Consider the following 10818-nt stretch of genomic DNA (forward strand, 5'->3'; position numbering starts at 1 on the left):
CGGCCTGCGTCATCACCGCGAGACAGGCCTGCTGTTCCCTCTTGGTTTCTCATGGTTGACGGGGAGATCCGACACTGATGCACACCGACCTCGTGGCCGCGCTGGACATCGGCGGCACCAAGATCGCCGGAGCACTGGTGGACGGCCACGGCCGGATCCTGGTGCGCGCGCAGCGTGCCACGCCCGCGCGGGAGGACGGCGAGACCGTGATGCGGGCCGTCGAGGAGGTGCTCGGTGAGCTGGCCGCCTCCCCGCTGTGGGGCCGTGCCGCGGCCGTCGGCATCGGCAGCGCGGGCCCGGTGGACGCCTCCGCGGGCACGGTGAGCCCGGTGAACGTGCCCGGCTGGCGCGACTACCCGCTCGTCGCACGGGTCCGGGCCGCGGCCGGCGACCTGCCGGTCGAGCTGATCGGCGACGGCGTGGCGATCACGGCGGCCGAGCACTGGCAGGGCGCGGCCCGGGGCCACGACAACGCGCTGTGCATGGTGGTCTCCACCGGTGTGGGCGGCGGCCTGGTCCTCGGCGGCCGGCTGCATCCCGGCCCGACCGGCAACGCCGGCCACATCGGCCACATCAGCGTCGACCTCGACGGCGATCCGTGCCCGTGCGGGTCGCGCGGCTGCGTGGAGCGGATCGCGAGCGGCCCCAACATCGCCCGGCGCGCCCTGGACGACGGCTGGCGGCCCGGCCCGGACGGCGACACCTCCGCCGCCGCGGTGGCCGCCGCCGCCCGGGCCGGCGACCCGGTCGCCGTGGCCTCCTTCGAGCGGGCCGCCCGGGCGCTGGCCGCCGGCATCGCGGCCACCGCGACCCTGGTCGAGATCGACATCGCGGTGATCGGCGGGGGAGTGGGCAAGGCGGGCGAGGTGCTCTTCGGCCCGCTGCGCAGGGCCCTGGCCGACTACGCCACCCTCTCCTTCGTCCAGCGCCTGACGGTGGCGCCGGCGCGGATGGGCACGGACGCGGGTCTGGTGGGGGCGGCCTCGGCCGCGCTGGCGAGGACGCCGGGCGTGACCGCGGCCGGCGTCTGAGACCCCTCGGCCGGAACGGTCCCCGGGCTCCGGGCTCCGGGCCGTGGGGCTCGCGGGGCGGTGGGCCGGCAGGACGCTCGCGCGGCCGCCCGGGCCGCGGAGGGCGAGGCGACGGCGCGCGGTGCCCTGGCGCGCCAGCACGGCAGGACGGGGCCGGCCGTGGTGGAGGAGCCCGGGCGGTCCCGGAGATCCGGGAGGACTCCGTGAGTTCTCGGAGGTACCGGGAGATCCCGGGAGATTCGCCCCGCGGCGGCAGGGCCGGCGGGCCGGACGGCCGCCGTGCGGGTGCCAGGCCGTGACTCCCGGCCGCTCGCGCAGTTGAACCCAGCATGAAGAAGCGCAGCATGCTCGCCATCGCCTCCCTCGCCACCGGCTTCGTCGTCGCGGCGGTCACCCCCTCCCACGCCCTGACCGGGCCCCTGGGCGGCGTCGATGTCGACAGGACCGTCGGCGACCTCGGACGCACCGTGGCCGCCGACGGCCTGCCCCTGGACCACAGCGCCCCCGACGGGCAGCGGAGCGGGCAGGGGGACTGACCCGCCCACGGGTTCGGGACACACGGCGCCGGCGCCCCGCGGTCGGGGGCGCCGGCGCCGTGTGTCCGCGCTCTCAACTGGGGCTGGTTTCCGTGGCAGGGTGGAGCGGGCAAGCCACAGGGGGCCAAGAGAAGAGGGGGAACCGTGACCGTCGTTTGGATCAACGGCGCGTTCGGTGCGGGAAAGACGACCACCGCACGGGAACTGATCGAGCTGATCCCGAACAGCACGCTCTTCGACCCCGAGGTCATCGGAGGAGCGCTCACCCACCTGCTGCCGCCCAAGCACCTCGCCGAGGTCGGTGACTTCCAGGACCTCCCGATCTGGCGCCGCCTCGTGATCGACACGGCGGCGGCGATGCTCGCCGAACTGGGCGGGACCCTCGTGGTTCCCATGACCCTGCTGCGCCAGGAGTACCGCGACGAGATCTTCGGCGGACTCGCCGCCCGCCGGATCGCCGTCCGGCACATTCTCCTCGCACCGGCCGAAACGATACTGCGGGAGCGAATAGCCGGCCGGGAGGTCCCGCCGGACCTGCCCGACGGCGAACTGCGCGTACGGCAGTGGTCCTACGACCACATCGAGCCGTACCGGACCGCCCTCGCCTCCTGGCTCACCGCCGACGCCCACCCGATCGACACCAGCTCCCTCACCCCGTACCAGACCGCCGCCCGGATCGCCGAGGCGGTCGGCGACGGATCCGCGCCCGCCTGCGAGATCGTGCAGACGCCCGAGCCCACCGCCGAGACGCTCGCGGCCGGCGTCCTCCTCTTCGACGAGCGGGACCGGGTGCTGCTCGTCGACCCCACCTACAAGGCCGGCTGGGAGTTCCCCGGCGGCGTCGTGGAACCCGGCGAGGCGCCCGCCCGCGCCGGGATGCGCGAGGTCGTCGAGGAGACCGGGATCCGGCTCCAGGACGTGCCGAGCCTGCTCGTCGTCGACTGGGAGCCGCCCGCGCCGCCCGGCTTCGGCGGACTGCGCCTGCTGTTCGACGGCGGCCGCCTGGACTCCGCGGAGGCCGGCCGGCTGCTGCTGCCCGGCCCGGAGCTGCGCGACTGGCGCTTCGTCACCGAGGAGGAGGCCGCCGACCTCCTGCCGCCCGTCCGCTACGAGCGCCTGCGCTGGGCCCTGCGGGCCCGGGAACGCGGCGCGGCGCTGTATCTGGAGGCGGGCGTTCCGGTCGGGTGACGTCTTCGGCGGGCCGGGTCCGGCGGGCTCAGGGGGCGACGCCGTACCGGGCCGCCGCCGCGCGCAGCGCCGCGGACGCGCCGCCGGTCACCGGGTCGCCGTGGCCGAAGCAGGCCACGTCCGGGTCGAGTTCCGTCAGCCGGCGGAAGGAGGCGACGGCCCGGTCCCGGTCGAGACGGAACACGCCCGGCAGGACGCCGCCGTCGGCCGGCGACGCGGCGACGGCGTCCCCCGTGAACAGCACCCCGTGGCGCGGGAGACGGAGCGCGATGCTGCCGGGTGTGTGGCCGGGCACATGGACGACGTGCGCTCCGCCGCCGAAGTCGAGCACGTCGCCGCCGGACAGCTCCGTGACGCGGGCAGGCCGGGGGAAGCCGCCCGCGGGCAGGAGCGCGAGCGCCGCCTCGTGGATCGGGCGCTCCCGGTCCTCCAGCACCGGCGGCGGGCCGGGGACCTCGCCCCGCACGACGGGGGCGTCCAGGCGGTGGACCAGCACCTCGGCGCCGCTGCGGGCCGCGCACTCGCCCGCCCCGCCCACGTGGTCCTCGTGGAAGTGGGTGAGCACGACCCGCCGCACCGGCCCGGCCCCGCGGACCGCCTCGGCGATCGCGGCGGCGGAGCCCGCCGGACCGGCGTCGATCAGCGTCAGCGCCTCGCCGTCGCGCCACAGGTAGGCCTGGCCGACCGGGAAGCGCAGCAGACGGCGGCGGGGGAGGAGTGCGACGACGTCCATGGGACGACCGTAGAAGGCCCCCACCCGCGCGGGCGAGGAGCCTCGGCGGAGAGCAGAGCGGAACTCAGCTCGCCGCGTAGTTGCGCAGGAACAGCGCCTCCGCCACCGACAGCCGCTCCAGTTCCTCGGGGGAGACGCTCTCGTCCACGGCGTGGATCCGCGCCTCCGGCTCGCTCAGGCCGATGAGCAGGATCTCCGCCCGCGGATAGAGCGCGGCGAGGGTGTTGCACAGCGGGATCGAGCCGCCCTGGCCGGCGTACTGCATCCGCTGCCCGGGGTACGCCACCGCCATCGCGTCCGCCATGGCCCGGTACGCCGGGCTGGTCGTGTCGGCGCGGAACGCCTGGCCCTGGCCGATCTGCTCCACCTGCACCCGCGCCCCCCACGGCGTGTGCGCCTCCAGGTGCGCCTGGAGCAGCTTGGTCGCCTCGGCCGCGTCCACGCCCGGCGGCACCCGCAGGCTGATCAGCGCGCGGGCGCCGGCCTGCACCGACGGCGTGGCGCCGACGACCGGCGGGCAGTCGATGCCGAGCACCGTGACGGCCGGACGCGCCCAGATGCGGTCCGCGACCGTCCCGGAGCCGATCAGCCCGACCCCGTCGAGCACCTTGGCGTCCTTGCGGAACTGCTCCTCCTCGTACCCCAGCCCCTCCCACACGGCGTCCGCGGCCAGCCCGTCGATCGCCGTGGAACCGTCCTCGTCGCGCAGCGAGTCCAGTACGCGGATCAGCGCGGCCAGCGCGTCGGGGGCCGCGCCGCCGAACTGGCCCGAGTGCAGGTTGCCCTCGAGCGTGTCGATCCGGACGCGCACCAGGGTCATGCCGCGCAGGGTGGAGGTGACCGTCGGCAGGCCGGCCCGGAAGTTGCCCGCGTCGCCGATCACGATGGCGTCGGCCTCCAGCAGCTCGGGGTGCTCCTCCGCGTACCGCTCCAGACCGCCCGTGCCCTGCTCCTCCGAGCCCTCGACGATCACCTTGACGTGCACCGGCACGCCGCCGTCGGCCTTCAGCGCGCGCAGCGCCAGCAGATGCATGATCACGCCGCCCTTGCAGTCGGCGGCGCCGCGCCCGTACCAGCGCCCGTCGCGTTCGGTCAGCTCGAAGGGCGGGGTGGTCCAGGCGGCCTCGTCCAGCGGCGGCTGCACGTCGTAGTGGGCGTAGAGCAGGACCGTCCTCGCGCCCTCGGGGCCGGGCAGGTAGCCGTAGACCGACTGTGTGCCGTCCGGGGTGTCGAGCAGGGCCACGTCCGTGAAGCCCTCGGCGGTGAGCGCGTCCGCGATCCACCGCGCGGCGCCCTCGCTCCCGCTCCTGGGGAACTGGTCGAAGTCCGCCACCGACGGGAAGGCCACCAGCTCGGTGAGCTCCGCCCGTGCCCTGGGCATCAGCGAGGCGACGGTTTCGGCGACCGGATTCGACGACATGGGCACGCTCCTCGTGGGTGCGACGTTGTACCGATGAGTTACTTCCGTGAGTAACTTCTGTCCGTATGTGATCGTGCGGGGCGGGCGCGTGCCGATGGGCAGGCAGCCGCGCTGCCGATCCTCCCACAGCGGTCTGTGACGACGGCCGCCGTAGGATGCGGGTGACAGATGGGGTGCCCCCTGCTCGGGCGATGCCGGGAGCTTGGGGGAGGCATGCGGTTGGATCGGAGCAGTAGACCATCGTGAGCAGCGAGAACTCTTCGGCGGACGACGCGCGGCAGGTGTGGGACGTCGTCGTGGTCGGCGCGGGACCCGCGGGGGCCTCGGCCGCCTACGCGGCGGCGGTCGCGGGACGGCGCGTGCTGTTGCTGGAGAAGGCCGAGCTGCCCCGCTACAAGACGTGCGGCGGCGGCATCATCGGCCCCTCGCGCGATGCGCTGCCGCCCGGCTTCGAACTGCCGCTGAAGGACCGCGTGCACGCGGTGACGTTCTCCCACAACGGCCGCTTCACCCGCACCCGGCGCTCCAAGCAGATGCTGTTCGGGCTGGTCAACCGGCCCGAGTTCGACCAGCGGCTCGTCGAGCACGCGCAGAAGGCGGGCGCCGAGCTGCGCACCGGCGTGACGGTCTCGCGGGTCGAGCAGCACGGGTCGGCGGTGCCGGACCGGCGCACGGTCGCCGTCGTGCTGCAGGGCGGCGAGGTCGTGCTCGCGCGGGCCGTCGTCGGCGCGGACGGCAGCGCCAGCCGGATAGGAGCGCACGTCGGGGTCAAGCTCGACCAGGTGGACCTGGGCCTGGAGGCGGAGATCCCGGTGCCGGACACCGTCGCCGAGGACTGGAAGGGGCGGATCCTCATCGACTGGGGTCCGATGCCCGGCAGTTACGGCTGGGTCTTCCCCAAGGGGGACACGCTGACCGTCGGTGTGATCTCGGCGCGCGGCGAGGGCGCGGCGACCAAGCGGTACCTGGAGGACTTCATCGGGCGGCTCGGCCTCGCCGGCTTCGAACCGAGCATCTCCTCCGGGCACCTGACCCGGTGCCGTGCCGACGACTCGCCGCTGTCGCGCGGCCGGGTCCTGGTGTGCGGCGACGCGGCGGGGCTGCTGGAGCCGTGGACGCGCGAGGGGATCTCGTTCGCGCTGCGGTCGGGCCGGCTCGCGGGCGAGTGGGCCGTCCGGGTCGCCGAGGCGCACGACGCCGTGGACGCGCGCCGGCAGACCCTCAACTACGCGTTCGCCGTCAAGGCGGGGCTCGGCGTGGAGATGAGCGTCGGCAAGCGGATGCTGACCGTGTTCGAACGACGGCCCGGTCTCTTCCACGCCGTGCTGACCGGCTTCCGGCCGGCGTGGAAGGCGTTCAAGGACATCACGCAGGGCTCGACGTCGCTGGGCGAGCTCGTCCGCAGCCATCCGCTGGCCCAGCGTGCCCTGACCGCGCTGGACCGCCGCCCCGCGGACGAACGCGTCACCTCCTGACCGTGACCCGGAAGACCGGGTGGTCGGGCGCGATCCGGCGCAGCTCGGCGTCGGAGGAGTCCGGGCCGACGCCGTTGAAGAACACCCCGACCTCCGCCTTCCAGCGCCTGAGGTAGGCCCGCAGGAGCGGCGGCTTGTCGTCGTCGGCGACCTCGGTCGCGGTGAACGTGTCCACGCGCTTGCCGAGGCGCAGCTCGCCGCCGCCCGCCGCGCGCATGTTGTGCGTCCACTGGACGTGGCCGCGCGGGGCGACGAGGTACTGCCGCCCGTCCACCGTCAGCAGGTTCACGGGGGTGGTCCGCCACTGGCCGCTCCTGCGGCCGCGGACGGCCAGGATCCGGGAGCCCCAGACGCTGATGCCGCGGCGGCTCAGCCAGGCGACGGCGCGGTTGAGGACCTTGACGGTGAACCAGCCGGGCTTTCGGACGTGGGTGGACATGGGGCTCCTTGATCGGGTGAGCGCTGGTCTGGTGGGTGAGCGCTGCTCTGATGGGTGAGCCGTGCTCTGGAGAGCGGTGTTCCGTGGGGCGTGCGGTGCTCCGGGGGGCGAGCGGTGCTCCGGGGGAGCGCCGGTGCTCTCCCGGGTGGGCGGCGTTCTCTCGTTCGGCGTGCCCGCTGCTCGTGAGCACCGCTCCCTTCCGCGGGTGTCGCCCTCCCCGTGAGCGGCGCTCCTTTGCTCGAACGGCGATCCCTTACGCAATCAACGCTCTTTTGCGTGAGCAGCGGTCTCTTCTGTGAGCAGTGCTCTCTTCCTCCTCCAGTCTGCGGCAAGCGGACGCCTCGGTGCAAGAGCAGCGCTCACTTTCGCGTTGACCGCTCTCCTTTGCGTACGCTGCTCCGGCTCCGTGGCACACTGCCTCACATGACCAGCACCGCACACGGCGTGCGCGCCCGCGCCAGGATCGAAGTCACCGCGGCCATCAAGGAGGAGGCGCGCAGACAGCTCGCGGCGGAAGGCGCCACCAAGCTGTCGCTGCGGGCCGTGGCCCGGGAACTCGGCATGGCCTCCTCCGCGCTGTACCGCTACTTCCCCAGCCGGGACGACCTGCTGACCGCGCTCATCGTCGACGCCTACGACTCGCTCGGCGAGGCCGCGGAGGCGGCGCACGACGCGGTGGCCGACGCGGGCCCCGCCGAGCGGTGGGTCGCCGTGTGCGAGGCGGTGCGGGGCTGGGCGCTCGGCCATCCGCACGAGTACACGCTGATCTACGGGTCGCCGGTGCCCGGTTACAACGCGCCCCGCACCACCGTCCCCGCCGCCTCCCGGGTCGGCCTCCTCCTCATCGGCATCGTCCGCGACGCGCATCGGGGCCTCGGCTTGGCCAAGCCGCCGCTGCCCGCCGAACTGCGCCCGGAGGCGGAGCGGATGGCGGTGGAACTCGCGCCCGACCTGCCGCCCGAGGTGGTGACGGCGCTCGTCGCGGCGTGGGCCCAGCTGTACGGGCTGGTCGGGTTCGAGCTGTTCGGCCAGTTCAACCGGATCGTGGAGGAGCGGGAGGCGTTCTTCCGGCACGCCGTGGCCCAGCTCGCGCACGGCGTGGGGCTGGTGTACCCGCAGAAGGGCCGGGCCGCGAAGGGCGCCGCCCCGTGAGGCATCGGACCCGTCGGTCCCCGCTCCCGTCACCCCACCGCAACCGGAACCGCAACCCGAGTCGTCACCCCACCGCCACCGGCGGCGTCGGCAGCAACGCCGGGTCCTGGCGCAGGATCCGGGCGTGCAGGGACCGCAGCGCGGGCCCCGGGTCCGCGCCCATCGCCTCGGCGAGGCGCCGGCGTGCCGCCTCGTAGGCGGTGAGGGCGTCGGCCGGGCGGCCGGCGCGGCACAGCGCGAGCATCAGCAGCTCCACCAGGCGTTCCCGCAGCGGGTGCGCCGCCACGAGCCGGACGAGCTCGTGGACGTACTCGAAGGACCGGCCCAGCTCGATCTCACCGGCCAGCCGGGCTTCGAGGACGGTGAGCCGTTTCTCGGCCCAGCGCAGCCGCTCCGCCGCCAGGTAGGGGGCCTGCAGCCCCTCGGCGAACTCGCCGCGCCACAACGCCTCCGCCCGCCGGGCGAGTTCGCCCGCCCGGCGCAGGTCCCCGGCGTCCCGCGCGGCCCGCGCCTCGTCCACCAGGGCCCGGCGCCGCAGCAGGTCGTCGGCCCGGACGCCGGTGAGCCGGTAACCGCTGCCCGTCCACGCCAGCTCCGCGCCGTCACCGAGCGCGCGACGCAGCCCGGAGACGTACTTCTGCACGAGGTTGCGCACGTGCACCGGCGGCGCGCCGCCCCACACGGCCTCGACCAGGCCGTCGTACGAGATCGAGCGGCCCTCCTGGAGCAGCAGCACGGCGAGCACCGCACGCTGTTTCGGCGGACCGAGCGGGATCTCGACGCCGTCGCGCAACGCGCGCAGCGGGCCGAGCAGTTCGCAGCGCAGGCCGCGCGCCGTGCCGTCCGCCCCCGTGCCGTCCGCCCCCGTTCCGGCCGTCTCCGCTCCCGTCGTTCCCGTCCCCGTCGTCCCCTCGCCCATGCGTCGAGCGTATCCCGGGCGCCGCGTTCCAGTGGCTCTTCCGGCGGGCCTTCCAGCGGCCGGGCCGACGGTGTGCGGACACCGGGCCCAGCCTTCGAAGACCTGAGGAAGTCCCCGAACAAGGCCCGGAAGAGGTCCTGAGGAAGGCCCCGGCGAAAGGCCCCCGCCGTGCTCACCCGGCTCGGTCGTCCGGCCGTGCACCACAGTCGTGCCGTGCACCACAGCCGTGCCGTGCTGGTCGGCTTCCTGATCGCCTTCCTGGGGCTCGGCGCGTACGGCGCCGGCGCCCAGGACGCCCTCGACCTCTCGCGCTGGGGCGCCCCCGGCACGGAATCGGTGCGCGCCGGCGAGCGGCTGCGCGAGGACTTCCGCACCGGCAACCCCGACCTCGCCCTGCCCGTCACGGCCCGCGACGGTGACCTGGACAGCCCGCGCACCGAGCGGGTCGCTGTGTGCGCTGGCGGTGTTCCCGTTCTTCGCTGCCGCAGGCCGCCGAGGAGGACGACCGGTGATCCGTCTGCGCCGCGGGCGCTCGGCTCGGGGGCGCGGACCGGGGAGTGGGCGGTCAGCCCGTCGCCGCCCGCCGGGTCGCGAAACCGATGGCGGCGGCCACGGCCGCGAGCACGGCCACGCTGGTGAGCGCGGCCGGCAGGGAGAACCAGTCCGCCATGAACCCGATGGCGGGCGGCCCGAGCAGCATGCCGCCGTACCCGAGCGTGGAGGCGGTGGCGACTCCGCTCGGGCCGGCGAGGCTGCCCGCGCGTTCGACGGCGACGGGGAAGAGGTTGGCCAGGCCGAGCCCCGCGACCGCGAATCCGAGCAGGGCCGCCCAGAGGGAAGGGGCGAGTGCGCCGAGCAGCATCCCGGCCGCCGCCGTGGCGCCGCCCGCGACGACGGTCCGGGTCCGGCCGAGCCGTTCGAGGAGCACCGTCCCGCTGAGCCGGCCCAGTGTCATGGCCAGGGCGAAGCAGGAGTAGCCGACGGCGGCGGCTCCCGGAGAGGCGCCCAGGTCCTGTTCGAGGTGCAGGGCGCCCCAGTCGGCGAGCGCCCCCTCGCCGTACGCGGTGCACAGGGCGATCAGGCCGAAGACGGCCACCAGGACACGGGTGCGGGCGTCCGGGCGGCGCGGCCGGTCCTTCCCGGGCGGCGTGCGCTCCGCGGGCACCGGGGGTTCGACGCGCAGGAGGGTGCGTCCCGCGACCGCGGTGACGAGCAGACCGACGACGGTGAGGCCCAGCAGGTGGCGGGCGGGGGACAGGGAGCCCGCGACCAGGCCGCCCAGTCCCGCGCCGATCATGCCGCCCAGGCTGAAGGCCGCGTGGAAGCTGGGCATGACCGGCCGCCGCAGCGCGGTCACCAGGTCGACGGCGGCGCTGTTGAACGCGACGTTGATCCCGCCGTAGGCGGCGCCGAACAGCAGCAGGACGAGGCCGAGGGCGAGAGCGGAGTGGGTGAGCGGGGGCAGGGCGACGCTGAGCGAGAGCAGGACGGCGCAGACGACGGTGACGGAGTGGCTGCCGTAGCGGCGGCAGAGGCGTCCGGCGAGCGTCATGGTGACGACGGCTCCGGCGGAGACGCCGAGGAGGGCGAGGCCGAGGGTGCTGGCGGAGGCGCCCGTCTGTTCCTTGACGGCGGGGATGCGGACGACCCAGCCGGCGAAGACGAAGCCGTCGAGGGCGAAGAAGACGGTGAGAGCGATACGGAGCCGGGTGAGGTGGTCCGTGCCCGGCACGACGTTGTGCGAACAGGCTTTGTTTATTGGCGGCACAAAATCAGGCTAGGAGAGGCGCCGGGGCGGGGCAAGAGAGGGCGAGGGCGGCCGGGCCGGGCGCGCCCGGCCCGGCCGCCCGGGGGCCCCCCCCCCCCCCCCCGGCCCCCCCCCCCCCCCCCCCCCCCCCGCGCGCCCCCCCCCCCCCCCCGCGGCG

The 10818-nt window shown here is 75.1% G+C and carries 11 protein-coding genes; 6 read left to right on the plus strand and 5 right to left on the minus strand.

Going from position 1 to position 10818, the window contains the following annotated elements; genetic code table 11:
* Nucleotides 1-77: 77 nt before the first annotated feature.
* From ACIBAI_RS07245 to ACIBAI_RS07255, 3 genes are all read left to right on the plus strand, one after another.
* A complete protein-coding gene (locus ACIBAI_RS07245; protein WP_399031744.1) occupies nucleotides 78-1031 on the plus strand; it encodes an ROK family protein in 954 nt (317 codons plus the stop codon).
* A gap of 329 nt (nucleotides 1032-1360) precedes the next feature.
* Nucleotides 1361-1567 carry a hypothetical protein gene (locus ACIBAI_RS07250; RefSeq protein WP_399031746.1) on the plus strand — a complete coding sequence of 69 codons (207 nt, stop codon included), beginning with the start codon at nucleotides 1361-1363 and terminating at the stop codon, nucleotides 1565-1567.
* A gap of 144 nt (nucleotides 1568-1711) precedes the next feature.
* Complete coding sequence (locus ACIBAI_RS07255) at nucleotides 1712-2755, plus strand: NUDIX domain-containing protein (RefSeq protein ID WP_399031748.1); 1044 nt, start codon at nucleotides 1712-1714, stop codon at nucleotides 2753-2755.
* 28 nt (nucleotides 2756-2783) lie between these two features.
* On the opposite strand, the gene ACIBAI_RS07260 is transcribed toward ACIBAI_RS07255, so the two are convergent.
* Together ACIBAI_RS07260 and ACIBAI_RS07265 are read right to left on the minus strand one after the other, a co-directional pair.
* Entirely contained in the window at nucleotides 2784-3488 is a 705-nt protein-coding gene (locus tag ACIBAI_RS07260; protein ID WP_399031750.1) for an MBL fold metallo-hydrolase, read from the minus strand.
* A 64-nt stretch (nucleotides 3489-3552) separates the two neighbouring features.
* Complete coding sequence (locus ACIBAI_RS07265) at nucleotides 3553-4908, minus strand: dipeptidase (RefSeq protein ID WP_399031752.1); 1356 nt, start codon at nucleotides 4906-4908, stop codon at nucleotides 3553-3555.
* Between the two features lie 242 nt (nucleotides 4909-5150).
* Here ACIBAI_RS07265 and ACIBAI_RS07270 point away from each other — a divergent pair, with 242 nt between their 5' ends.
* The gene (locus tag ACIBAI_RS07270; RefSeq protein ID WP_399031754.1) at nucleotides 5151-6383 is read left to right on the plus strand and encodes a geranylgeranyl reductase family protein; all 1233 of its coding nucleotides are present in this window, start codon (nucleotides 5151-5153) and stop codon (nucleotides 6381-6383) included.
* Here the strand turns inward: ACIBAI_RS07270 and ACIBAI_RS07275 are convergent.
* A complete protein-coding gene (locus ACIBAI_RS07275) occupies nucleotides 6373-6822 on the minus strand; it encodes a nitroreductase family deazaflavin-dependent oxidoreductase (protein WP_399031756.1) in 450 nt (149 codons plus the stop codon). The genes ACIBAI_RS07270 and ACIBAI_RS07275 overlap by 11 nt on opposite strands.
* 423 nt (nucleotides 6823-7245) lie before the next feature.
* On the opposite strand from ACIBAI_RS07275, the gene ACIBAI_RS07280 reads away from it, so the two are divergent.
* Nucleotides 7246-7974 carry a TetR/AcrR family transcriptional regulator gene (locus ACIBAI_RS07280; protein ID WP_399031757.1) on the plus strand — a complete coding sequence of 243 codons (729 nt, stop codon included), beginning with the start codon at nucleotides 7246-7248 and terminating at the stop codon, nucleotides 7972-7974.
* A gap of 64 nt (nucleotides 7975-8038) precedes the next feature.
* Here the strand turns inward: ACIBAI_RS07280 and ACIBAI_RS07285 are convergent, their stop codons facing one another.
* Nucleotides 8039-8893: a BTAD domain-containing putative transcriptional regulator gene (locus ACIBAI_RS07285; protein ID WP_399031759.1), complete on the minus strand. Its 855-nt coding sequence runs from the start codon at nucleotides 8891-8893 to the stop codon at nucleotides 8039-8041.
* A 213-nt stretch (nucleotides 8894-9106) separates the two neighbouring features.
* Here ACIBAI_RS07285 and ACIBAI_RS07290 point away from each other — a divergent pair, with 213 nt between their 5' ends.
* A complete protein-coding gene (locus tag ACIBAI_RS07290) occupies nucleotides 9107-9532 on the plus strand; it encodes a hypothetical protein (protein ID WP_399031760.1) in 426 nt (141 codons plus the stop codon).
* On the opposite strand, the gene ACIBAI_RS07295 is transcribed toward ACIBAI_RS07290, so the two are convergent.
* Nucleotides 9459-10625 (minus strand): MFS transporter, encoded by a 1167-nt coding sequence (locus tag ACIBAI_RS07295; RefSeq protein WP_399032205.1) that lies wholly within the window; start codon nucleotides 10623-10625, stop codon nucleotides 9459-9461. The genes ACIBAI_RS07290 and ACIBAI_RS07295 overlap by 74 nt on opposite strands.
* Nucleotides 10626-10818: the final 193 nt, after the last annotated feature.

It is taken from the genome of Streptomyces sp. NPDC051041, assembly GCF_044456065.1.
GTDB classification, from domain to species: Bacteria; Actinomycetota; Actinomycetes; order Streptomycetales; family Streptomycetaceae; genus Streptomyces; species Streptomyces glaucus.

Bases quoted from the DNA above. Each gene is read 5' to 3' on its own strand.
- ACIBAI_RS07245 (WP_399031744.1), top strand. From the start codon at position 78: ATGCACACCGACCTCGTGGCCGCGCTGGACATCGGCGGCACCAAGATC.
- ACIBAI_RS07250 (WP_399031746.1), top strand. From the start codon at position 1,361: ATGAAGAAGCGCAGCATGCTCGCCATCGCCTCCCTCGCCACCGGCTTC.
- ACIBAI_RS07260 (WP_399031750.1), bottom strand. From the start codon at position 3,488: ATGGACGTCGTCGCACTCCTCCCCCGCCGCCGTCTGCTGCGCTTCCCG.
- ACIBAI_RS07265 (WP_399031752.1), bottom strand. From the start codon at position 4,908: ATGTCGTCGAATCCGGTCGCCGAAACCGTCGCCTCGCTGATGCCCAGG.
- ACIBAI_RS07275 (WP_399031756.1), bottom strand. From the start codon at position 6,822: ATGTCCACCCACGTCCGAAAGCCCGGCTGGTTCACCGTCAAGGTCCTC.
- ACIBAI_RS07280 (WP_399031757.1), top strand. From the start codon at position 7,246: ATGACCAGCACCGCACACGGCGTGCGCGCCCGCGCCAGGATCGAAGTC.
- ACIBAI_RS07285 (WP_399031759.1), bottom strand. From the start codon at position 8,893: ATGGGCGAGGGGACGACGGGGACGGGAACGACGGGAGCGGAGACGGCC.